The 21,935-nt window shown below is 70.9% G+C and carries 17 protein-coding genes and 1 pseudogene; 11 read left to right on the top strand and 7 right to left on the bottom strand.

Translation table 11 applies throughout. The features are described from left to right. Positions 1-216 precede the first annotated feature (216 nt). The 3 genes from AB4030_RS16775 to AB4030_RS16785 all read left to right on the top strand — a co-directional run bounded on the left by AB4030_RS16775 (position 217) and on the right by AB4030_RS16785 (position 2,376). A complete protein-coding gene (locus AB4030_RS16775; RefSeq protein ID WP_442280345.1) occupies positions 217-1,140 on the top strand; it encodes a mechanosensitive ion channel family protein in 924 nt (307 codons plus the stop codon). 87 nt (positions 1,141-1,227) lie between these two features. Continuing rightward, a complete protein-coding gene (locus AB4030_RS16780) occupies positions 1,228-1,614 on the top strand; it encodes a globin (RefSeq protein WP_442280346.1) in 387 nt (128 codons plus the stop codon). Positions 1,615-1,758: 144 nt separating this feature from the next. Next, on the top strand, positions 1,759-2,376 hold the full coding sequence (locus AB4030_RS16785) for a hypothetical protein (RefSeq protein WP_442280347.1): 618 nt from the start codon (positions 1,759-1,761) through the stop codon (positions 2,374-2,376). 25 nt (positions 2,377-2,401) lie between these two features. On the opposite strand, the gene AB4030_RS16790 is transcribed toward AB4030_RS16785, so the two are convergent. Then, on the bottom strand, positions 2,402-2,806 hold the full coding sequence (locus AB4030_RS16790; protein ID WP_442280348.1) for an NUDIX hydrolase: 405 nt from the start codon (positions 2,804-2,806) through the stop codon (positions 2,402-2,404). A 54-nt stretch (positions 2,807-2,860) separates the two neighbouring features. Beyond that, positions 2,861-3,715, bottom strand: a complete 855-nt coding sequence (locus tag AB4030_RS16795) for an LLM class flavin-dependent oxidoreductase (protein WP_442280349.1) — start codon at positions 3,713-3,715, stop codon at positions 2,861-2,863. Positions 3,716-3,823: 108 nt separating this feature from the next. Here AB4030_RS16795 and AB4030_RS16800 point away from each other — a divergent pair, with 108 nt between their 5' ends. The 6 genes and pseudogenes from AB4030_RS16800 to AB4030_RS16825 all read left to right on the top strand — a co-directional run bounded on the left by AB4030_RS16800 (position 3,824) and on the right by AB4030_RS16825 (position 10,757). Beyond that, the gene (locus tag AB4030_RS16800; RefSeq protein WP_442280350.1) at positions 3,824-5,644 is read left to right on the top strand and encodes a glycoside hydrolase family 13 protein; all 1,821 of its coding nucleotides are present in this window, start codon (positions 3,824-3,826) and stop codon (positions 5,642-5,644) included. A 126-nt stretch (positions 5,645-5,770) separates the two neighbouring features. Then, positions 5,771-6,121 carry a hypothetical protein gene (locus tag AB4030_RS16805; protein ID WP_442280351.1) on the top strand — a complete coding sequence of 117 codons (351 nt, stop codon included), beginning with the start codon at positions 5,771-5,773 and terminating at the stop codon, positions 6,119-6,121. After that, positions 6,118-8,874 (top strand): hypothetical protein, encoded by a 2,757-nt coding sequence (locus tag AB4030_RS16810; protein ID WP_442280352.1) that lies wholly within the window; start codon positions 6,118-6,120, stop codon positions 8,872-8,874. Before AB4030_RS16805 ends, AB4030_RS16810 begins: the two co-directional genes overlap by 4 nt. Then, positions 8,871-9,263 carry a hypothetical protein gene (locus tag AB4030_RS16815; protein ID WP_442280353.1) on the top strand — a complete coding sequence of 131 codons (393 nt, stop codon included), beginning with the start codon at positions 8,871-8,873 and terminating at the stop codon, positions 9,261-9,263. The genes AB4030_RS16810 and AB4030_RS16815 overlap by 4 nt, the downstream gene beginning before the upstream one ends. A 376-nt stretch (positions 9,264-9,639) precedes the next feature. Next, a pseudogene (locus AB4030_RS16820) lies at positions 9,640-9,867 on the top strand (DUF2247 family protein); the annotation flags it as partial. 98 nt (positions 9,868-9,965) lie between these two features. Next, complete coding sequence (locus AB4030_RS16825) at positions 9,966-10,757, top strand: glycerophosphodiester phosphodiesterase (protein WP_442280354.1); 792 nt, start codon at positions 9,966-9,968, stop codon at positions 10,755-10,757. A gap of 62 nt (positions 10,758-10,819) precedes the next feature. Here AB4030_RS16825 and AB4030_RS16830 read toward each other — a convergent pair whose 3' ends face one another. Together AB4030_RS16830 and AB4030_RS16835 are read right to left on the bottom strand one after the other, a co-directional pair. Further along, complete coding sequence (locus AB4030_RS16830) at positions 10,820-11,458, bottom strand: hypothetical protein (protein WP_442280355.1); 639 nt, start codon at positions 11,456-11,458, stop codon at positions 10,820-10,822. Continuing rightward, the gene (locus AB4030_RS16835) at positions 11,455-11,970 is read right to left on the bottom strand and encodes an acyl-CoA thioesterase (RefSeq protein ID WP_442280356.1); all 516 of its coding nucleotides are present in this window, start codon (positions 11,968-11,970) and stop codon (positions 11,455-11,457) included. Before AB4030_RS16835 ends, AB4030_RS16830 begins: the two co-directional genes overlap by 4 nt. Positions 11,971-12,093: 123 nt before the next feature. On the opposite strand from AB4030_RS16835, the gene AB4030_RS16840 reads away from it, so the two are divergent. Beyond that, positions 12,094-14,247, top strand: coding sequence for a RecQ family ATP-dependent DNA helicase (locus AB4030_RS16840; protein ID WP_442280357.1), 2,154 nt, complete (start codon positions 12,094-12,096; stop codon positions 14,245-14,247). A 52-nt stretch (positions 14,248-14,299) separates the two neighbouring features. Next, positions 14,300-15,268: an acyl-CoA thioesterase gene (locus tag AB4030_RS16845; RefSeq protein ID WP_442280358.1), complete on the top strand. Its 969-nt coding sequence runs from the start codon at positions 14,300-14,302 to the stop codon at positions 15,266-15,268. A gap of 124 nt (positions 15,269-15,392) precedes the next feature. Here the strand turns inward: AB4030_RS16845 and treZ are convergent, their stop codons facing one another. Genes treZ through glgX form a run of 3 tightly spaced genes read right to left on the bottom strand, consistent with a single transcriptional unit; the run spans position 15,393 to position 21,810 of the window. After that, positions 15,393-17,219, bottom strand: coding sequence for a malto-oligosyltrehalose trehalohydrolase (gene treZ, locus AB4030_RS16850; protein ID WP_442280359.1), 1,827 nt, complete (start codon positions 17,217-17,219; stop codon positions 15,393-15,395). Then, positions 17,216-19,642 (bottom strand): malto-oligosyltrehalose synthase, encoded by a 2,427-nt coding sequence (treY, locus tag AB4030_RS16855; protein ID WP_442280360.1) that lies wholly within the window; start codon positions 19,640-19,642, stop codon positions 17,216-17,218. Before treY ends, treZ begins: the two co-directional genes overlap by 4 nt. After that, complete coding sequence (gene glgX, locus AB4030_RS16860; RefSeq protein ID WP_442280361.1) at positions 19,639-21,810, bottom strand: glycogen debranching protein GlgX; 2,172 nt, start codon at positions 21,808-21,810, stop codon at positions 19,639-19,641. The genes treY and glgX overlap by 4 nt, the downstream gene beginning before the upstream one ends. Between the last annotated feature and the right edge of the window lie 125 nt (positions 21,811-21,935).

The following is a 21,935-nucleotide window of genomic DNA, read 5'->3' on the forward strand; positions in this document are numbered from 1 at the left end:
CCGCCTCGCGAGGCGGCCCCGCACCACGGCTCTGCCGGCTCCCGGCTGAGGCCTCACCGACCCTCACCGACCACCTGACCGACCACCTGACCGACCACCTGACTGAGAACCTGCTGAGAACCTGTGATCGACGCCTTCACGAACCTGACCGCTGTGACCCCCCTGACCTCCACGCCCACACCGACACCGAGTCCGTCTCCCTCGCAGGAGCTGCCCGTGAACCTCTCGATGCCCGACCTCTCCAACCTCACCTGGGCCGGGGTCGGGGACTGGCTCGTGGGCACACCGCTGCTCATCATCACGGTGGTCGTCGTGGGTCTCCTCGCGCGCTTCGTGCTGCACCGGCTCATCAACCGGGTCGTCGCGACGGCGACGTCGCGGCGCGCGGAGCGTCTCGCGAGCATCCCCGGCGCGGGCCGCGCCCTCCAGGCCGTCCGTGGCGCGAACGTGCGACACGTCCAGCGCACCCAGACGATGGGCGCCCTGCTCAAGAGCATCACGACGTTCGTCGTGCTCGGCATCACCGCCCTGACCGTCCTGTCGCTGGTCGGGATCCCGCTCGGGCCGATGCTCGCCTCGGCGAGTGTCGGCGGCGTGGCGCTCGCCTTCGGCGCGCAGAGCCTCGTCAAGGACTTCCTGTCCGGGGTCTTCATGATCGTCGAGGACCAGTACGGCGTCGGTGACGTCATCGACACCGGCGAGGTCGTCGGTACGGTCGAGAACGTGTCGCTGCGCGTCACCCAGCTGCGCGATGCCGGCGGCATGACGTGGTACGTCCGCAACGGCGAGATCGTCCGGATCGGCAACAAGACTCAGGGCTGGTCGACGGCCATCGTGGACATCCCCGTCGCCTACGACCAGGACGTCGAGAAGGCGATCTCCGTGATCCGTGACGTCGTGAGCGTCATGGACGACGACGACGCCTTCAAGGACATCCTCCTCGAGGAGCCCAACGTCGTCGGTGTCGAGTCGATCGCCAACGGCGCCATCACGATCCGCATCATCGCCAAGACGATCGCCAACGAGCAGTTCGGCGTCCAGCGCGAGATCCGCGAACGGGTCAAGAGGGCCTTCGACCGTGAAGGCGTGCGCAGCCCACTGCCCGTCATGGCGCCCTACAGCGGGCCCGCCCCGAAGTGACGGGCGAATGGAGCCTGCCCGGTACACGGCCGTCCGCCGCGGCAGCCGGACGGCGACCGTGAACCCGCCTCTGCGAGACTGACCGACGTGACGTACTACGACGACTTCGGGGGCCACGAGACCTTCGCCAAGCTCGTGCGCGAGTTCTACCGCGGCGTCGCAGAGGACGAGCCGCTGCGCGCCCTCTACCCCGAGCAGGACCTCGGTCCGGCGCAGGAGCGCCTCCGGATGTTCTTCGAGCAGTACTGGGGCGGCCCGACGACGTACTCCGAGCAGCGCGGTCATCCGCGACTGCGGATGCGCCACCTGCCCTTCCAGGTGACGCCCGACATGCGCGACCGATGGCTGCTGCACATGATGAACGCCGTCGACACCCTCGAGCTCTCGCCGGAGAACGACGACCGGCTGCGCGACTACCTGACGCGGGCGGCCTACAGCCTCGTCAACGCGCCGGGTCCCGACGGCACGTTCTGAGGCGCCGATCGACCCGCTCCCGGTGGGACTCACAGCAACTCACAGCCCGTTCACGGCTGTGGACCCACAGCCGGGGTGTTCTCTGGTCGCAGGAGAACCCACGTCCGGGTGCGTGTGCCCGGTGACCACGACGGAAGGACGCGCATGCTGTCGATCAACGGGAAGCCGCTGAACAAGAAGGTGGCGGGCGTCGCTGCCGTGGGTGCGGCGGCGGCGGTCATCGGGCTCGGCGTCACCCAGGTGGCGCGCGCGGACGACGCGAGCACGACCACACCCACCCCGACGGCGAGCTCGACGCAGGGGGACGCGAACCAGGGCACGACGGGCGGCGCCGGCCACGGCTGGGGCCCCGGGGGTCGCCACGGCGGCAGGGGCGGGGGAATGGGTGCGGGCGTCGACGTGTCAGCGCTCGCCACGAAGCTGGGTGTCGACCAGACCAAGCTCGCCGACGCACTCAAGGCCGTGCGTGACGAGCTGCGGGCCAGCCACACCCCCGGTCAGGGCAACGCGACGAGGCCCGACCCGGCAACGATGCAGGACGAGCTGGCGACCAAGCTCGCGGGCAAGCTCGGCATCGACGCGGCCAAGGTCAAGGCGGCCTTCGCCGACCTGCGGGCCGCTCACGAGGCCACCGAGCAGAAGGCGTTCGACGACCGGCTCGCGCAGGCCGTCAAGGACGGCAAGCTGACCCAGGCTGAGGCCGACGCCGTCAAGAAGGCGGCCAAGGCCGGCGTCATCGACATGCACGGCGGGCCCCGCTGACGACGGGCACACCCGCTGAAGGGCGTCACCCCGGKCCGGGGTGACGCCCCGACGGGACGACGTGGTTGCTCAGCAGCGGGGCGAGGTCGGCGGGGAGCTCGTCGTCGAGCCCGAGCCAGCGCTGCTCGGCGATCTCGGCGAGCGGCGCAGGGACGTCGTCGGGCCGCAGCTGCGTGACGTAGACGGTGGCGTCGACCCAGGCGTCCGGTTCGTTGGCCGCGACGTCGTGGAATCGGCCGAGCCGCTCACCGAGGCCCGAGACGTCGAGCCCGACCTCCTCCATGACCTCACGCACGGCTGCCTCACGGGCGCTCTCCCCAGGGTCGATCTTGCCGCCGGGCAGCATGAAACGCACCGACCCGGCTTTGCGGACCGTGAGCAACTGCCCGTCCCGGACGAGGCAGAAGGCAGCCGTGACAAAGGTCGTCATGCACCAGACGGTAGCGCCACGCCATCGGGGTCCTCGGCCGGGCGGCCCCCGGGGTCATCGCGACGGCGGCGGACCCGCTGCGACGCGGCGGCGCACCTCGGCGAGACCCTCGCCGCCCTGCGGCACGTCCCACCAGCTGTCGATCCACCACGTCGCCCCGGCCTGTTCCCAGGCGGGAGGCTCCGCCGGCTCGAGGGTGGTGAACGAGCCCCACGAGTCCGCCTCGATGACGACGTCGTAGCCCTCCCAGGGCAGTCCCTGCTCCGCGCGGAGCCGGCGCACCGTGTCGACGACTGCAGCGAAGGCCTCGACCGTCTTGGGTCGACCGTCGGGTGCGTGGATCGCCGGGATCAGACCCTGCCAACGGGCGGCCCGCTCGAGCGAACGCTGCCGGCCACCCCCAGGGCTCGGTGCGCCGACGACCCAGACCGGCGGGTGGGGCCTCTGCGGGGTGGACGGAGGCAGCATGAAGTCGTTGGCTCCGGCGCTGTAGTACCTCCCGGCATACGTGAAGGTGGCGGCGTCACCGAGCAGCCCGGCGTAGATCGCGAGGCTCTCGTCGAGCTTGCGGGCGCGGGCGGCGCGACCCTCGTCGGCCTCGAAGGCGAGCCATCCGGGGTGGAGGGCGCCCAGACCGACCGACATGAACGCACGACCACCGCTGATCCGGTCGACCGAACCGACCCGGGAGGCCAGGTCCCAGGGTCGGTGGCGTGAGGCGGGGGTCAGCAGCGTGCCGAGGCGGATGCGCTCGGTGACCATCGCCGCCGCGCCGAGCTGCACCCACGCCTCGACGCCGTAGAGCGCCTCCCAGCCGAGGACGGCGTCCCATCCGCGCTCCTCGCCGAGACGCCCCAGCTCGGCGAACTCGCGTTCGGTGGCGTACGGGACGACGAAGCCGCTCTTCATCCTCCGTTCCTACCAAGAAGCAGGGACAGTCCGGCCCCGAGCGACACGTTGCAAGAACTTGCAGAATTTTCTTTGAGTTTTCGGTCCGATGAGGAACGATGGTGGCTCGTGACGCCATCAGCAACCCAGACCCTGAACCACCCCGAGCTCGAGTCCGGGCTCGCCGCCGGACACGACGTGGACGTTCGCGAGGACGCGACCCCCGTGCACGCCGCCGACCGACCCGACGCCGCGTGGTGGCGGCAGGCGGTCATCTACCAGATCTACCCGCGCTCGTGGGCCGACAGCGACGGCGATGGCATCGGCGACCTCCCCGGCATCACCTCGCGCCTGCCGCACCTGCGCGCCCTCGGCGTCGACGCCATCTGGCTCTCCCCCTTCTACACCTCGCCGCAGGCCGACGCCGGCTACGACGTCGCCGACTACCGCGACATCGACCCGATCTTCGGCTCCCTCGACGACGCCGACGCGATGATCGCCCGCGCCCACGAGCTCGACCTCAAGGTCATCGTCGACATGGTGCCCAACCACTCGTCCGACGAGCACGAGTGGTTCAAGGCCGCCCTCGCCGCGGGTCCGGGCTCGGCGGAGCGCGCGCGCTACATGTTCCGCGAGGGCCGTGGCGAGCACGGCGAGCTGCCCCCGAACAACTGGGAGTCCGTCTTCGGCGGGGCCGCGTGGACGCGCGTCACCGAGGCCGACGGCCGCCCGGGCCAGTGGTACCTGCACATCTTCGACACCAAGCAGCCCGACTTCAACTGGGAGCACCCCGAGGTGCGCGCCGAGTTCGAGTCGATCCTGCGCTTCTGGCTCGACCGTGGCGTCGACGGCTTCCGTGTGGACGTCGCGCACGGCCTGATCAAGGAGCAGGGCCTGCCCGACACCGACGACGAGCGCACGACGATGCTCGGGCACGCCGAGCACGAGGGCGAGCACGGGCACGGAATCGCCGAGGAGGCGCCGCGCATCGACCACACGAAGCGCAGCCCGATGTGGGACCAGGACGGTGTCCACGAGGTCTACCGCGCGTGGCGCCAGATCCTCGAGTCCTACGGCACGCCCGACCGCATCCTCTGCGCCGAGGCCTGGGTCGAGCCGCAGGAGCGCGCCGTCGCCTACGTCCGCCCGGACGAGATGCACCAGGCGTTCAACTTCGACTTCCTCACCTCCTCGTGGATCGCCCACGACCTGCGCGCGGTCATCACCTCGTCGCTGCACGCCGCGGACTCCGTCGGCGCGCCGTCGACGTGGGTGCTGTCGAACCACGACGTGGTGCGCCACGCGTCGCGTCTCGGCTTCGCGCCCGGCACGCCGCGGATGAACGGCATCTCGGCGACCGACCCGCAGCCCGACCGCGCGCTCGGCCTGCGCCGGGCCCGCGCGGCGACCGCGCTCATGCTCGCGCTGCCCGGTGGCGCGTACATCTACCAGGGCGAGGAGCTCGGTCTGCCCGACTCGACCGACATGCCGGCCGAGTTCCGCCAGGACCCCACGTTCGCTCGCACCGCCGGCGCCGAGACGGGCCGTGACGGCTGCCGCGTGCCGATCCCGTGGTCGGCCGATGGACCGTCGCTGGGCTTCGGTCCGAGCGCCAGCACGTGGCTCCCGCAGCCCGATGTCTACGCCGACTACGCCGTGGACCGCCAGGAGGGCGTCGCCGGCTCGACGCTCGAGCTCTACCGCGCGCTGCTCGCCGCGCGTCGCGAGCTGTCCCTCGGGACCGGCTCGCTGACGTGGGTCGAGGGGTATGCCGGCGACGTCGTCGCGCTGACCAACGGCTCGTCCCTGCGCGACCGGGTCCTCGTGGTCGCCAACCTCGGCGCCGAGCCCGTCGCCCTGCCGAAGGGCGCCGAGGTCATCGTCACCTCTGCCCCGCTCGAGGACGGCCTCGTGCCGACCGACGTGACGGTCTGGGCCCGCTGGTCCTGATGTCGTGACAGGCGGTCTGCCCGCCCGCACGTGAGGCCCCTGTCCTTCGGGACGGGGGCCTCACGGCATACCCGGGCCTGTGGATGACGGCCGATGCGGTCCGCCCCGCTCTCCTACGGTCGAGGCATGACGCGCTACTCCATCGACACCGAAGGGGTGTCCCGTGAACGGCTCGCGCTGGCACACGACCCCGCCGAGCTGCATGAGTGCGCGTCACTCGTCGCCGCAGCGACGGCGGGTGCCCTGAGCGCACTGGGCGTCGAGGGTGAGGGCATCCGAGTCGCACTCGAGCGCTTCCGTGCCGTGCACGCGTATGCCCTCGACGCGGTTGCCGACGCGGCGAGTGCCCTCGGCGACCGACTCGACCGGTCGACCCTGGAAGTCCGCGCGGTGGAGCTCTTCGTCACGGCCGGATTCGCGCAGGTGTCGGCGAGCGGGCCTGCGTCGCAAGGCATCTCGGCCTCCGGCTCCGGATGAGTCGCGTCCACGACGCCGGGAGCGCTGCCGCATCGATCGCAGGAGCGGTCGCGCTGCCGCTGCCCGCGGGAGACGTCGAAGGCCTGCGTGGTGCAGCGCGGTCGCTGGACCGGGTCGCCGCGCGGGCTCGTTCGACCCTCACCGTGCGCGGGACGCTGGGCGCGAGACTCGGCGCGGTCTGGACAGGAGATGCGGCGACTGCGGCCGAAGCCGAGGCGGCCGAGCTCGCAAGGCGGTGTCACCCCGTCGTCGACGCCCTCCCCGCGGCCGCACGCGCACTGCTGGCGTATGCCGCCGCACTCGACCACGCGATCGCGCGGGTGCGCTCGTTGCAGCGCCAGTGGGATGCGCTCGACGCCGAGCACGTGCTGACCGTCCTTCGCCTCGCCGCCCTCCCGGACCCGACGGGGACGATCGGCGTGCTGGGGATGGAGCGATCCCGCGCGGACCTGGCCGCGGGACGCGCTCGGCTGAGCCGCGCGTACTCGGGCGTCATCGACGAGCTGACGGCAACGGCGCGCCGGTGCGCCGGCGGCATCTCCGGTGTGACCGGCGCGACGTTCCCGCCGGGGAGGACGGTGAGCGCAGCAACAGTGCAGTCCGCCGTCACCGGAGGCCTGTGGTTCGCCGACGGTGTCGTGGCAGCACGGGCGTCGCGAGACGCCGGCCTCGCCGACAGCGTGCTGGTGCGCCGTGCGGTCTCAGCGGGTGGGGGCTCGGCGGGCGGATTGCGAGACGACACGGTCGCGCAGATCGCGACCCGCATCGAGGCACGCGTCGATGACCCGGTGTACGCACAGACGCTGCTCTCGGAGCTCGGTGCCGACGGGCTGGCGCAGCTGCTCCTGGCCGCGGGCGTGACGAGGAGCGGGTCGGGTGCCCACGTCGACACGGTGCGCCGGGTTCTCGGCGCGTTCGGGTCACTCGTCATCACGGCAACGAGCCATCGTCCGCCCCCGGGCACCGACCCCCGGACTCGCTCCCAGCTGGCGTCGGGGGCGGCACTGCTCGCAGACGACCTCGTCGCCGGGGTGGACACGGTCCGTGTCGACCCGTCGGGCAGCGGCCGCGCCACCGGGGCCTGGCTGATGGGACAGCTGCTCTCGGGGGCGCGAGCGGCACGTGACGACCGACGGCTACCCGCACGACTCACCCGACGGGCGGCGGCAGCAGTCGCTTCTGCCGAGGTCGCCGAGACCCGCGACGCGGACTCGGAGATGCGGCACGGCACGACCGTGCGCCCTGACGGCCCGGAGGCGTTCGCCTCCTGGTTCGACGACGCCGCGCGGACGGGCGACGCCCTGCACGTCCTGCTCGAGAACGTGGGCGACGACCCTGCCGAGCAGGCCGCGCTGCTGGCCGAGCCGTTGCCCGGTCCGGGGGCCACAGGTGGCGCACTGTCGAACTCGCGAGGTGACCGGCTCACCCTCGGCGAGCACCTCGTTCGACGCTGGATCACCCACGAGGCCAACGGGATCGAGAGCCACCCCGATCTGCGCCTGGCAACCGACGCCGACCTCGTGCGACTGCTGTCGGGTGTCGTCTCGGGCACCGACACCGGTGCTGCTGAGACCCGTGCGCGCGTCATGCTCGAGCTCTCCCGCATGAGCGCACACGCGATGCTCGAGGCGTCGACGACACGGATCTACGCCCGGTCCACCGCGCCGGTCGAGAACCTCGTCGTCGACTGGTTCTCCGCGATGCGCGAGAACGTCGACCTCGCGCTGACGACACCGCTCCAGGCGTCTGGACCGGCTCCGAGGTACTCCGCCGAGACGTCACGCGGCACACAGCCGTGGCTCGACAGTCGGGAGCTGGCGGGGGTTGTCGGCGCGCTGGCGGTCGACACCGGGACGGGGCTGCACGCGAAGGACGCCGGTGCGGCATACGACCGGCTCGTCGACCACGAGCTCGCAGCAGCGCAGACGACCGTCCGGGGTGGTGGCGACGTGCGTCGCGACATCGTGCGCCTCGGGTTCCTCGACCAGGCAGCGTCGGCTGCGCTCGTCGCCGTCGCGCGACGTCAGGACGCCCTCAACCGGTCGGCGTGGCAGGGGCTCGCCGAGGCAGGGCACGCCATCGACGAGATCCGCCGTGGAGGCCCGATGGGGCTGGTGTCGATGGTGCACACCTACGCGCAGGGCGGGACGCTGCGGACCACGAGTGACGACCTCGTCATCGCGCTCGTGCGCTCTGACGTCGAGCTGTCCCAGACCGAACTCGACGACGCTCGGCGTGCCAGGCTCGTGTCCCGCGTCGAATCGCTCGCGGGCGGGTGCGCCGACGTGCGATCGACGATCACGGTCGGCGCCGGACGCGCGCCCCTGCTCCCGACGGCCGGCGACCTCCGGGCCGCGCGCCAGGTGGAGATCCGTGCGGCTATGGACGCCCTGCTCGACGACAAGGCGGGCGGCTCCGCCGGCACGGCCACGGAGCGGCTCGGGCAACGAACTGGTCCCACCGACCGCGCCCACATGGTCGACGGTCACGATGACGGACTCGCCGGGGTGGACCGTCTTTCCAAGGGCCGTAGCCCCAATACTCGGCTCGTCGAATCGGATCAGGAGCTTCGGGACCTCTTCGACGTGCTGAAACGCGATGCGTGGCCCATCGACCCGGAAAGTTACCCCGGCGTGCGCTACCTGCGACCGGACGGGCTCAGGGTCAGCCTGCGGGAGAAGTCGACCTCCGGTGGTGCCACGATCGACCTGCACTTCGCAGACGGTCGCAAGAGAAAGGTGCACATCAGATGAAGTGGGGAGTACCACGTTCTCGACTGACCCACGAGGAACAGATCGATGAGCTCTTGGCCCGTGCCACGGACGACTGGCTGCAGCCCGCAGATATCTTCGACATCGCCAGGTTTGCCGGGGACACGGACGAGGATGCCTATGTCGAGCGAGCCATCCGCCTCGTAGAGGCCCTTCTTCGTGAGGGGCTCGTCGTGCCTGGAGATGTCAGCAGAGAGGGATTCCGGCCTTGGGCTTCCACCATTGACGAGTCGCTCAATCGCATTGCCAGCGTGTGGCAAGGCGATCACGACGCTGCCCCGGTCTCGTTCGTCGCCTGGCTGGAAGCAACCCAGGCGGGGCACGCGAGGGGTGAGAGAGCCCTGCTGACTGCGCGCCTCACGGACGGGTGACATTGCCCACCAGCCGATTTAGCGTGCCACCAGACTCGATTGATAGCGCCCGGCCCTCAGCATGAGTTCGATCGCAAACGGCCCTGATGACACACGTCATGGAGGCTGAGCTCACCGCGGACTTCGTCGGAGGCCGAGCGCGTCTGATGCCTGCAGAGCTCGTGCGCGGCTTCCGCCTTGGTTTCTCGACGACCGCGCTGTCGTGAAGCTCGCCGAATTCGCTTTGGCGCGAGGGACGTGCGAGCTACCGGCATTGGAACAACTCGCTCTACTGCTCGCGGATGAGCTCGATCGTGTCCCAGCGCTGCTCACCGAGATCGAGACGACAACTTCAACTTCCGATCCGGATCCGTCACGTGTCTAGCTCTACCTCGTTCTCGCTCGCCTCTACGAGCGGCGCTCGTCGTCGAGGGATCCGATGGCCGAGATCGAAGGCATCTACGCCGACTTCAACTACCCCGACGAGATCGAAGGCTTTGTGCCCTTCTTGCCGGCACCCCTGGGGCAACCGTCCGGACGGGATGCCATCGAAGAGGGCTGGCGGGCATATCTGGACGAGCGTGCAGTCGAGTACTCCACCCGTGCCATTCGGTCAGAGTCATGACCTGATGCGACAACAGCATTTGATTCTGCGGGTGGACGTCGCCGAGGCTGCTACAGGCCGTGAGCCGGCACATCGGATCGGGCGATAGCCTCGGTTCCATGGCGACGACGCGGGCCTACCTGGAGCGGACTCCGGTGGCCTTGGCCCACCGGGGCGGATCGCTCTACGCACCCAACCTGGGGCTCGAGAACACCATGACCGCATTCGGCAACGCCGTCGGCCTGGGCTACACCCATCTCGAGACCGACGTCCACGTTACGAGGGACGGGAAGCTGGTCGCGTTCCACGACACCGACCTCGACCGGGTCAGCAACGCGCACGGGCGGATTCGCGACCTGCCGTGGTCCGAGGTGTCGCACGCCGAGGTCGGCGACGGCGGCCACGTGCCGCTGCTCACCGACGTGCTCGACGCCTGGCCCAACGTCAACCTCAACATCGACCTCAAGGCTCCCGGAACGGCCGAGCCCCTGTGGCGCCTCATCGAGGAGCGGGGGCTGCACGACCAGGTCTGTGTCGGCTCGTTCTCCCAGCGCAACATCTCGCAGTTCCGGCGGCTCTCGCACGGAACGGTGGCGACAGCGGCCGCCCAGATCGGCACGGCGTTGGCCCGATTCGGGCCCCGTGCGCTCACCGCGGTCCTCCGCACCCCGGCGGACGTCTTCCAAGTGCCCACGTCGATCCCGTTGCGCGGCAGGCCTGTTCGGGTGGTCACCGAGCGTCTCGTCGAGACCGCGCACCGTTACGGCAAGCAGGTGCACGTCTGGACCATCGACGACGCCGACGAGATGCGGCGCCTGCTCGACCTCGGCATCGACGGCCTCGTCAGCGACCGCATCGACGTGCTCAAGGACGTGCTCGTCGAACGTGGCGTGTGGACCGGCCGCGACTGAGGCGACCCGACCAGGCGCCCGGGCTGGCGCACGCCGCGAGGCGGACGGCATACGCCATCGGGTCAGCGGACGAGGACGTGACCCCGCGACGTGCTGAGGCGGGTCCACCGGCCGTGGGCCGCGATCGACGCGCCCTCCCCCGCTGCGGTGAAGCCCAGCACGTGCGCGCCGAAGGCGAGGCCGGCGGCGATGGGCGGCACGGTGTCGCTCATCGCACCCCACGTGCGCCGTCTCAGGGAGTCGACCGCATGACCACCGGCATTGGCAGGCGTGCCCTCCGCGACCTGCGAGATGCCTTGGAGCGCAATGGATTCGATGACTTGGCCGTCGAGCTGACCAACAGGCTCCCATCCGTCACGCGGCGGCGTGAGTCCGCTCCACGGAGCACGCACGGTGGTGGGGGGGACGCTGAGCGCGGCGGTGTTCCCGTCACGCGCCAGACGGTCGTTGACGGACGCGATCGACACGGTCGTGTCCACCGAGGCGGACGGTGCGATCGTGACGACGCGCATCCCGAGCACCGTGCCCTCGCCCAGGAGCCCGGTCCCCTCGATGACCGCGACGGTCGTGACGAGCAGGTCGCCGAGCACCTGGAGGCGCACCGCGCCGTCGGGGTTGGCCCGGCTCGCGCGGGCGAGGTAGGTGCCGAGGTCGGCGAGCCCGCGCGGGTCGCCGAAGTCGATGTGCGCGGTGTCGGTCACCGACGCCGCCTCCGGAACGGCGCAGGCTCGCCGAGGTGGACCCGGACCGACGCACGCTCGTCGGGTCGCATGCGCCGGGGCGCCTCGCTCGCGAAGTCGTAGAGCGCGAGCTCGGTCTCCGCGACGGCGTAGACCGGTCGCTCACCGTCGCCCACGCCATCGGGGTCGGTCACGATGTAGGCGACGTCGAAACCCGCCCCGCCGATCCGCGAGACCCACATCTGGATCTCCACGGGCGCATGCCGGAAACCCAGGGGCCGGCGGTACTCGATCTCGTGACGCGACACGAGCACGCCCTCGTCAAGCATGGTCTTGTCGCCCGCTCCCCCGCCGTCGAACCAGTCGCGGAAGGCGATGACTCGCGCGTCCTCGAGCAGCCTGAGGAACTGCACGTTGTTGATGTGGGCGTACGCGTCCATGTCGGACCAGCGCAACGAGACCTGCGCGGCATACGGCCTCGCCTGTGGTTCGGCCTCGGGAGGGGTGCCGGTCACGTCGCTCGTCTCCGTCATAGGCCCCATCCTTCCAGCCCTGAGCGGCCACGCTCGTCCACATCCCCTCCGTGGACGGCCCGTGCGTCCACAGCCTGCGTATGCCGGTCGGGCCGGTCGGTGCGGCCACGTAGGTTGGGTGCCATGACGTCACCCTCCACCTCGGCCCCCTCCGCACCGTCCGTCGCCGACGTCGACCCAGCCCTCCGCGACCGAGCGACCACCGCGCTCCGTCGGCTCGTCGGCCGAGAGGACGTCGAGTTCCGCGACGGCCAGCTCGAGGCGATCAACGAGCTCGTGGCCGGGCGGCGCCGCGTGCTCGTCGTGCAACGTACCGGGTGGGGCAAGTCGGCCGTCTACTTCGTGGCCACCGCCCTCCGGCGGGCCGAGGGCGCGGGTCCCACCGTCATCGTCAGCCCCCTGTTGGCGCTGATGCGCGACCAGATCGCGGCTGCCCAGCGCGCGGGCATCAGGGCCGTCACGCTCAACTCGACGAACGCCGAGGAGTGGGGCGCCGTGTCCGGCGCTCTCGCACGTGGCGAGGTCGACGTGCTGCTCGTCAGCCCCGAACGCCTCAACAACCCGCGCTTCCGCGACGAGCAGCTGCCCGCGCTCGCCGAGACGTGCGGACTGCTCGTCGTCGACGAGGCCCACTGCATCAGCGACTGGGGCCACGACTTCCGACCGGACTACCGGCGCATCCGCGACCTGCTGACGACGCTGCCCGAGCGCACACCGGTCCTGGCGACGACAGCGACGGCCAACGCGCGCGTCGTCACCGACGTCGTCGAGCAGCTGGGGGCTGGCGGCCGCGACGTCCTGACGCTGCGAGGGCCCCTGGCCCGGGCGTCGCTGCGTCTCGGCGTGCTGCCCCTCGCGGCCCCGGAGCAGCGCCTCGCCTGGCTCATCGCACACCTGGGCGAGCTGCCCGGCTCGGGCATCGTCTACGCGCTCACGGTGGCGGCCGCCGAAGACGTCGCAGCGGCGCTCCGCGAGGCAGGACACCAGGTGGCCGCCTACACCGGACGCACCGAGCCGTCCGAGCGGATCCGGCTCGAGGAGGCGCTGCGCGACAACGAGGTCAAGGCCCTCATCGCGACCTCGGCTCTCGGCATGGGTTTCGACAAGCCCGATCTCGGTTTCGTCCTGCACCTCGGCGCCCCGTCGTCGCCGGTCGCCTACTACCAGCAGGTCGGTCGCGCGGGCCGCGCCACCGAGCGTGCCGACGTGCTGCTCATGCCCGGCCCCGAGGACAAGGACATCTGGCGCTACTTCGCCTCGGCCTCGATGCCCAAGCAGGATCAGGCAGACGCCGTCGTGCGTGCACTGACCGAGTCCCCCAAGGCCCTCTCGACGGTGGCACTGGAGACCATCGTCGACGTGCGCCGCACTCGCCTCGAGCTGCTCCTCAAGGTGCTCGACGTCGACGGCGCCGTCCACCGCGTGCCCGGCGGCTGGACCGCCACCGGCGAGCCGTGGACCTACGACGCCGAGCGCTACGGCCGGGTCACCGAGGCCCGGGAGCGCGAGCAGCAGCTCATGGTCGACTACGAACGCACGGACCGCTGTCGCATGGCCTTCCTCCAGGAGACCCTCGACGACGACTCCGCCGAGCCCTGCGGCCGGTGCGACCGGTGCGTCGGGCCCTGGTTCGACACGACGATCCCCGAGGCCGCGGTCAACACGGCCCGGTCACGCCTCGAGCGACCTGGTGTCGTGCTCGACGCGCGCGCCCAGTGGCCGTCCGGCATGGACCGCCTCGGCGTCCCGTTCAAGGGAAAGATCGCGCCCTCGGTCGCCATGGACGAAGGCCGAGCCGTCGCCCGCCTGAGCGACCTCGGGTGGGGCCAGCGTCTGCGCGAGCTGCTCAGGGGCGAGGACCGGGAGGTCCCGGCCGAGGTCCTGCGCGCGTGCGTCGACGTCCTCGCGGGCTGGGGCTGGCGGGAGCGGCCCGCGGCGATCGTGTCGGTCCCCTCGCGCCGACGGCCGCTGCTCGTCAGCTCGTTGGCCGAAGGCATCGGTCAGCTCGGGCGTCTGCCCTACCTGGGGGCGCTCGACCTCGTCGAGGGCGGTCCCGTCGGCGAGCCGGGCGGTAACAGCGCCTTTCGGCTGGCCAACGTCTGGGGACGACTCGCGGTGGGGCCCGAGCTCGGGAACGCCCTGACTGGCATACCCGGGCCGGTGCTGCTGCTCGACGACGTCAGCGACTCCCGCTGGACCCTGACCGTCTGCGCCGGCCTCCTCCGTGACGCCGGTGCGCCGGCCGTGCTCCCGATGGCGCTGGCCATGGAGGCGTGACACCGGTCGCGGGCTGCGACGGCGACTCGGTCGCTGCCACTAGGGTCGTCCCGTGACTGCAGACGCCCCCTCCGAGCCGCGCCCGCTCCCCCCGCTCGACGACCTCATCGAGGTGCTGACCCTCGAGGACGTCGGCACGGCCCACATCGCCGTCACGGACGTCCAGGGGCGCGACGCCGCCGAGTCGATCGGCGCCGCGTCCGCGCGGGTCTTCGAGGGCCGCAGCCAGAAGATGCCCCATGGCCGCGTGTTCGGTGGACAGGTCCTGGCCCAGTGCGTCATGGCCGCCGGCATCACCGTGCGCGACCTCAACGACGGCGACGGGTCGCGCCCCATCCACTCGCTCCACGGCTACTTCATGCGGCCGGGCGACGACACGCTGCCGATCCGCTTCGCCGTCGAGGAGATGCGCGACGGCAACTCCTTCTCCACCAGGCGCGTGCATGCGGTCCAGAAGGGCGCGCCGATCATGTCGATGACCTGCTCCTTCCAGGAGCGGGCCGGGGGCCTCGACCACCAGAACGCGATGCCGCACGTGCCCGGGCCCGAGGGCCTCGTCTCGCTGGCGGACGCCTTCCGCGGCGTCGACCACCCCGGCGCCCGCCACATCGCAGAGGCGCGCCCCATCGAGCTGCGTCCCGTCGAGAGCAACATGTTCCTCGATGCGGGTCCCGAGCAGGTCGCGGCGAACCACGTGTGGATGCGTGCGGTCGCCCGGCTCCCCGACGATCCCCTCCTGCACGCCGCGGTCCTCGCCTACTCGAGCGACTACTCGCTGCTCGAGCCGGTGCTCCGCCGGCACGGCCTCGTCTGGACCGACCGACGGCTCCGGGTCGCGAGCCTGGACCACTCGATGTGGTTCCACCGCGACGTCCGCGCCGACGAGTGGCTGCTCTACGCCCAGCAGTCGCCGTCCGCCGTGAGCGGCCGAGGCCTGTCGATCGGCGAGATCTTCAGCCAGGACGGCACCCTCGTCGCCACGACGGCCCAGGAGGGCATGGTCCGCGTCAAGCAGTCCTGAGGCGCGACCGTCTGGCGCGGCCCCAGATCGTCGTCGGCCAGAGGCGCGTCTGCACACTCGGCTGGCCCCGTCACCACACGCACACCTCGCGGGGTGGTGTGACGGGGCCGGTCGAGTGGGCGCGTCAGGCCGTCGTGCGCAGGACCGCCACGTCGTGGCCGTCGAGTCCGACGCCGTGCGAGTCGACGATCGGGGCCCGACCCCAGGACGCGAGCACGTGTTCGACCTCGCCGTGGAACGGCACCACCTGCGCGCGGCCCGCCAGGTTGGCGACGACATGGACGGAGCCGCGCGACATGATGATCCACTCCGCGTCCTCGTCGAACCGGACCGACGTGGCGCGGAGGTCGCCGGACGCGACGTCGGGCTGGGTCCGGCGCACCTTGATCAGCTCACGGTAGAAGTGCAGCATCTCGTTGTGCCCGGGCGCGCTCGGCTCGCTCCAGTCGAGCACGCTGTGCGCTCGCGTCGCGGGGTCCTGCGGGTCCGGCACGTCCGCCTCGTCCCACCCGTGGGCGGCGAACTCGGCACGCCGGCCCGAGCGGACGGCCTCGGCGAGCCAGTCCTCCTCGAACGAGGTGAAGAAGGCGAACGGGGTGCTGGCGCGCCACTCCTCACCCATGAAGACCATCGCCGTGAAGGGTGAGAGCAGGTAGAGCGCGGCGCCGACGGCTTGGCGACCCGGCGAGACCTGGTCGCTGATGCGGTCGCCGGTGGCGCGGTTGCCGACCTGGTCATGGGTCTGGAGGTAGGCGATGAACTGGTGCCCCGACCGCGCCTCCCGGTCGACACGCGCGCCCCAGACGGAACCGCGGAAGGTCGACATGCGGCCGTCGTGCAGGAACGCCTCGGAGAGCGTCTTGGCCAGCACGGAGATGGGACCCCCCTCGGGCCACGCCTCCGTGCCACCGGCGAAGTCGGCGTAGTAGCCCTGCGTCTCCCCCGTCAGCGCGACATGGAGCGCGTGGTGGATGTCGTCGTCCCACTGCGCCGTCATGCCCCGGCCGCCCTCACCGGTCGGCGTCACCATGACGGCGTCGTTGAGGTCACTCTCGGCGATGAGGTCGAGCGGACGCCCGAGCTCCATTGCGAGAGAAGCGGTCTCGTCGGACAGCTGGGCGAGGACGTGGGGCTCGGACTCGTCACGCAGCTCGTGCACGGCGTCCAGACGGAGCGCGTCGACGTGGAAGTCACGGAACCAGCGCAGGGCGTTGTCGATCACCCAGCGGCGCACCTCGTGGCTGCCGTCGGCATCCAGGTTGACGGCCGGTCCCCACGGCGTGGTGTGGGTGTCGGTGAAGTAGGGCCCGAACTCGGCGAGGTAGTTGCCCGTGGGTCCGAGGTGGTTGTAGACGACGTCGAGGCAGACTCCGAGGCCGCGTGCGTGGCACGCGTCGACGAAGCGCTGGAACGCGGCCGGACCGCCGTAGGCCTGCTGGACGGCATACGGCGCGACCCCGTCGTAGCCCCAGCCGTGCGTCCCCCCGAAGGCCGCGACGGGCATGACCTCGACGACGTCGACGCCGAGATCGACGAGGTGCCCCAGGTGGCCGATCGCCGCATCGAAGGTGCCCTCGGGCGTGAACGTGCCGACGTGCATCTCGTAGACGACCCCGCCGAGCACGCCGCGGCCGTCGCGGGTGCCGGGCCAGCTCGCGTCGCTCCAGGCGTACGCCGCCGCGTCATAGGTGCGGCTCGCCCCGTGGACGCCGTGAGGCAGCCAGGCACTGCGCGGGTCGGGACGCGGATCCCCGCCGTTGACGCTGAAGGAGTAGTCCAGCGCGCCCTGGTCGGGGCGCGGCCACGACCACCAGCCGCCGTCCTCGGCGGTCATGGCGTGACGTCGCACAGCCGTCGTCGGCTCGTGCTGGCCCTCGAGCGGCGTGACGAGGATGTCGACCCGGGACGCAGAGGGCGCCCAGACGCGGATGCTTTCGATCTCGGAGGTCATGACTCGTCCCGTACCCGCACGAGCAGGGCGACCGGCAGACCTGCGCCCACGACGTCCGCGAGAGGAGTCGGTCCACCAACGAACGTCCGCGACGAGATGACGTCGGACCAGCGGCCCTCGGGCAGCTCCACCGTGGCCTCGCCGTAGCCGCCGGCATCCGCGAGCCGTCCGGCAAGACGGGTCACCACCGTGACGACCTCGACGGCCTCGCCCGTGCCGCGACCGAACGCCACGGCGTGCTCGGACGTCGTCGCCACGGGGAGGTACGTCGCGTTCTCCCCCGTGAAGAAGTCCGCCCGCTCCCGGCGCGTGCGCAGGGCTGCGCTCGTCACGAGCAGCTTCTCGTCGTGCAGGTCGGCCGGGACGGCACCACCGTCGAGACGCGCGAGGCGACCCCGACGCTCCGCGTAGTCGACCGCGCGGCGGTTGTCCGGGTCGACGAGAGAGAGGTCGACGAGGTCCGTGCCCTGGTAGACGTCCGGCACGCCCGGCATCGTCAGCTGGACGAGCTTCTGACCGAGCACGTTCGCCCGCGTCTCGCGTCTCGTCGACCCGACCCAGGACTCGACATGAGCCACGATCTCGGGCGTCGTCACGACTCCGGAGACGAAGCGCTCGACGGCCGACTCGTAGGCCTCGTCGGGCTCGGTCCACCGCGTGTAGAGCTTCGACTCCCGGATCGCCTTGAGGGCGTAGGCCTGCAGGCGGTCCTCGCTGATCGGCCACGCGCCGACGAGGGTCTGCCACAGGAAGTACTCGGTGAGCACGTCGAGCTCCTCGGCTCGCACCGGTGCAGCGAGCTCACGGGCCGTGCGCACCCAGGACGCCCACGCGTCGGGTCGCTCGGCGAGGACGAAGAGCCGCGCCCGGACGTCCTCCGCGCGCTTGGTGTCGTGGGTGGAGAGCGTCGTCATCGACTGCGGCCACGCGCCCAGCAGGTCCTGCGCGAACTCGTGGAACTCCTGGGTCGGCACGCCCACCAGGGTGGGATCGCCGCCCACCTCGTTGAGCCCGACGAGGCGCACGTAGCGGTAGTACGCCGTGTCCTCGATCGCCTTGGCCATGGCCGGACCGCACGTCTGCTGGAACCGGACGACCAACTCGTCGGCGGCGGCCTGGTCGTCGGGTGACGCCTGCCCCAGCGCGAGGTCGACGACGGCCTCGACGGTCCCACGGTCGAGGGCCCCACGCGCGCTCTCCTCGCCGCGCGACACGGCCGACTGGAGCTCGTCAGCATCGTGCGGGTGGGGAGGCGTGCCCGGCCGCAGGTAGACGCGATAGCGGTCCATGCCGACGAGCATCGCCTCGATGACCTGACGCGCCGCGTCGGCGTCGAGGTCGGGCCGCGCCCGTGCGACGAGTCGCAGCAGCCGGCTCACCTCGGTGGCGAGCATGACCTGCACGACCCACCGCTTCGACGCCGTGACGATGGCCTCGAGGTCCTGTCGCTCGCCGAGCAGCTCCGTCGAGAGGTCGTCGAGCGGCTGCGCACCGGCCGGGTCGACGAAGAGGCCGCCGACGCGCAGCAGGGCGTCGTATCCGGTCGTCCCGGCCGTCCGCCACCCGTGCGGCAGCTGCTCCGACCCCTCGAGGATCTTCTCGACGACGACCCACGCGTCACCGGTCGCCTCGCCGAGTCGCTCGAGGTAGCCCTCGGGGTCGGCGAGGCCGTCGGGGTGGTCGATGCGCAGGCCGTCGATGGCGCCGGAGCGGATGCCGTCGACGAGCAGCGCGTGGGTGGCGTCGAACACCTCGGGATCCTCGACGCGCACCGCGATGAGGGAGGTGACGTCGAAGAAGCGACGGTAGTTCAGCTCCGAGTCCCCGATCGTCCACGACGCGAGACGGTAGTGCTGGGCGTCGAGGAGGTCGGCCAGCGGCATTCCCGGGTCGGTCCCGGAGGCGAGCGGGAAGACGTGGTCGTAGTACTGCACGACCGGCTCACCCTCGTGCTCTCCGACGGAGATCTCGCCCGCAGCGAGCACCTCGTCGAGCGGCGAACCGAGCACAGGCATGAGGATGCGGCCGCCCTGGGCGTCCCAGTCGACGTCGAACCACGTGGCGTATGCCGACTGTCGGCCCTCGCGGAGCACCGACCACAGCGGACGGTTGAGCGAGAGCGGCGTCGGGGTGGTCATGTGGTTCGGCACGACGTCGACGACGACACCGAGGCCGGCTGCGTGGGCGGCCTCGACGAGGCGCGCGAACCCGGCGTCGCCGCCGAGTCCCTCGGCGACCGTCGTGTGGTCGGTGACGTCGTAGCCGTGCTTGGAGCCGACGGTCGCCTGCAGGACGGGCGACAGGTAGAGGTGCGTGATCCCCAGTGTCGCAAGGTGATCCACCTGCGCGACCGCGTCGTCGAGGGTGAAGTCCGGCTCGAGCTGGAGACGGAAGGTGGAGACGGGTGCGTTGGCGTACCTCACGCGGTGGCCTCCAGGGTGACGCCGGGGACAACCGGCGAGACCTCCACGCGCGGACACCTCAGGACGACGATGCTGCGCGGCTGGACCTGGATCTGCCACGTCGGGTCGAGCGGGCTGGCGTCGATCTCATGCAGCGCCGTGTCGATGACCGGGAGCCAGTGCGCGCCGTACTCCTCCTCGGGCAGCGTGAACGCGAGCGGCTCGTCGTGCGCGTTGAACATGACGAGGAACGAGTCGTCGAGGATCTGCTGCCCGCGCGGGTCCGGCTCGGGGATCGCCGAGCCGTTGAGGAAGATCATGAGTGACTTGGCCAGGCCGTTGCTCCAGTCCTCCTCGTCCATGTGCTGGGCCTCGGGGGTGAACCAGGCGATGTCGCCGAGCTCGCTCTCGCCGCCGTGGTCGGCGCTGCCCGCGAAGAACCGACGGCGTCGGAAGACCGGGTGCTCCCGACGCAGCTTCACCAGCGACTGCGTGAAGGCGAGGAGCTTCTGGTCGTCCTCGTCGAGGATCCACTGGATCCACGAGATGTCGTTGTCCTGGCAGTAGCCGTTGTTGTTGCCGCTCTGGGTGCGACCGAGCTCGTCGCCGTGGAGCATCATCGGCACGCCCTGCGAGAAGAGCAGGGTGGTGAGGAAGTTGCGCTGCTGACGCAGCCGCAGGTCGCGGATCCCGGGATCGTCCGTCGGGCCCTCGACGCCGCAGTTCCACGAGCGGTTGTGGCTCTCGCCGTCGTTGTTGCCCTCGCCGTTGGCCTCGTTGTGCTTCTCGTTGTAGGACACGAGGTCGCGCAGGGTGAACCCGTCATGGGCGGTGACGAAGTTGATCGAGGCGATCGGCTTGCGGCCGGAGTGCTCGTAGAGGTCGCTGGATCCTGTGAAGCGAGACGCGAACTCGCCGAGGGCGCCACCCTCGCCGCGCCAGAAGTCGCGCACGGTGTCGCGGTACTTCCCGTTCCACTCGGTCCACAGCGGCGGGAAGTTGCCGACCTGGTAGCCACCCTCGCCGACGTCCCACGGCTCGGCGATGAGCTTGACCTGGCTGACGACCGGGTCCTGCTGGATGAGGTCGAAGAAGGCGGACAGCTTGTCGACCTCGTGGAACTGGCGGGCCAGGGTCGCAGCGAGGTCGAACCGGAAGCCGTCGACGTGCATCTCGGTGACCCAGTAGCGCAGCGAGTCCATGATCAGCTGCAGCACGTGCGGGCTGCGCATGAGGAGGCTGTTGCCGGTGCCGGTCGTGTCGTAGTAGTGCGTCAGGTCGTCACTGACGAGGCGATAGTAGCTGTTGTTGTCGAGCCCGCGGAACGCGAGCGTCGGCCCCATGTGGTTGCCCTCGGCCGTGTGGTTGTAGACGACGTCGAGGATGACCTCGATGTCGGCCGCGTGCAGCTCCTTGACCATGGCCTTGAACTCGAGGACCTGCTGCCCGCGCTGCCCGCCGGCCGCGTACTCGTTGTGCGGCGCGAGGAAGCCGATGGTGTTGTAGCCCCAGTAGTTCGACAGTCCACGGTCCACGAGGGGCGCGTCCTGGACGAACTGGTGCACCGGCATCAGCTCGATGGCGGTGATGCCCAGCTCGCTCAGGTGCTTGATCATGGCGGGGTGGCCGATGCCGGCGTAGGTGCCGCGGATCTCCTCGGGGATCTCCGGGTGGAGCATCGTCAGGCCCTTGACGTGGGCCTCGTAGATGATGCTCTCGTGGTACTCGTGGCGGGGCGGACGGTCGTCGCCCCAGTCGAAGAACGGGTTGATGACGACGGAGTGCATCGTGTGGCGCACGCTGTCGTCGGTGTTGATCTCCGTCGTCGTCGCCGCGTCCTCGTCACCGAAGGTGTACGAGTAGAGCGACTGGTCGTTCTCGGCCTGCCCCTCGATCGCCTTGGCGTACGGGTCGAGCAGGAACTTGCTCGGGTTGCAGCGATGGCCGTGCTCGGGATCGTAGGGCCCGTGCACGCGGAACCCGTAGCGCTGCCCCGGCTGCACGTAGGGGACGTAGCCGTGCCAGACGAAGCCGTCCGTCTCGGGCAGGTCGAGGCGCGTCTCGGCGAGGTCGTCGTCGAGCAGGCAAAGCTCGACGCGCTCGGCAGCCTCGGAGAAGACCGCGAAGTTGACCCCGGACCCGTCGTACGTTGCCCCGAGGGGGTAGGGCTTGCCCGGCCAGATCTCCATGAACTGCTACTTTCCGTCGTTCGGTTGCGGCGCGGGGCCGCGGCGCCACTGCGTGGCCACCAGCGGACGACGATGGCCGCAGAGCGCATTCTTCCCTGCCGAGGCCCGTCGAGCGCAAGGCGGCC

Origin of the sequence: Terrabacter sp. 2YAF2 (assembly GCF_052114705.1) — a bacterium.
Taxonomy (GTDB): Bacteria; Actinomycetota; Actinomycetes; order Actinomycetales; family Dermatophilaceae; genus Terrabacter.

Coding starts and splice junctions, on each gene's coding strand:
- AB4030_RS16785 (WP_442280347.1), top strand. CDS start 1,759: ATGCTGTCGATCAACGGGAAGCCGCTGAACAAGAAGGTGGCGGGCGTC.
- AB4030_RS16795 (WP_442280349.1), bottom strand. CDS start 3,715: ATGAAGAGCGGCTTCGTCGTCCCGTACGCCACCGAACGCGAGTTCGCC.
- AB4030_RS16805 (WP_442280351.1), top strand. CDS start 5,771: ATGACGCGCTACTCCATCGACACCGAAGGGGTGTCCCGTGAACGGCTC.
- AB4030_RS16810 (WP_442280352.1), top strand. CDS start 6,118: ATGAGTCGCGTCCACGACGCCGGGAGCGCTGCCGCATCGATCGCAGGA.
- AB4030_RS16815 (WP_442280353.1), top strand. CDS start 8,871: ATGAAGTGGGGAGTACCACGTTCTCGACTGACCCACGAGGAACAGATC.
- AB4030_RS16825 (WP_442280354.1), top strand. CDS start 9,966: ATGGCGACGACGCGGGCCTACCTGGAGCGGACTCCGGTGGCCTTGGCC.
- AB4030_RS16835 (WP_442280356.1), bottom strand. CDS start 11,970: ATGACGGAGACGAGCGACGTGACCGGCACCCCTCCCGAGGCCGAACCA.
- AB4030_RS16840 (WP_442280357.1), top strand. CDS start 12,094: ATGACGTCACCCTCCACCTCGGCCCCCTCCGCACCGTCCGTCGCCGAC.
- treZ (WP_442280359.1), bottom strand. CDS start 17,219: ATGACCTCCGAGATCGAAAGCATCCGCGTCTGGGCGCCCTCTGCGTCC.
- glgX (WP_442280361.1), bottom strand. CDS start 21,810: ATGGAGATCTGGCCGGGCAAGCCCTACCCCCTCGGGGCAACGTACGAC.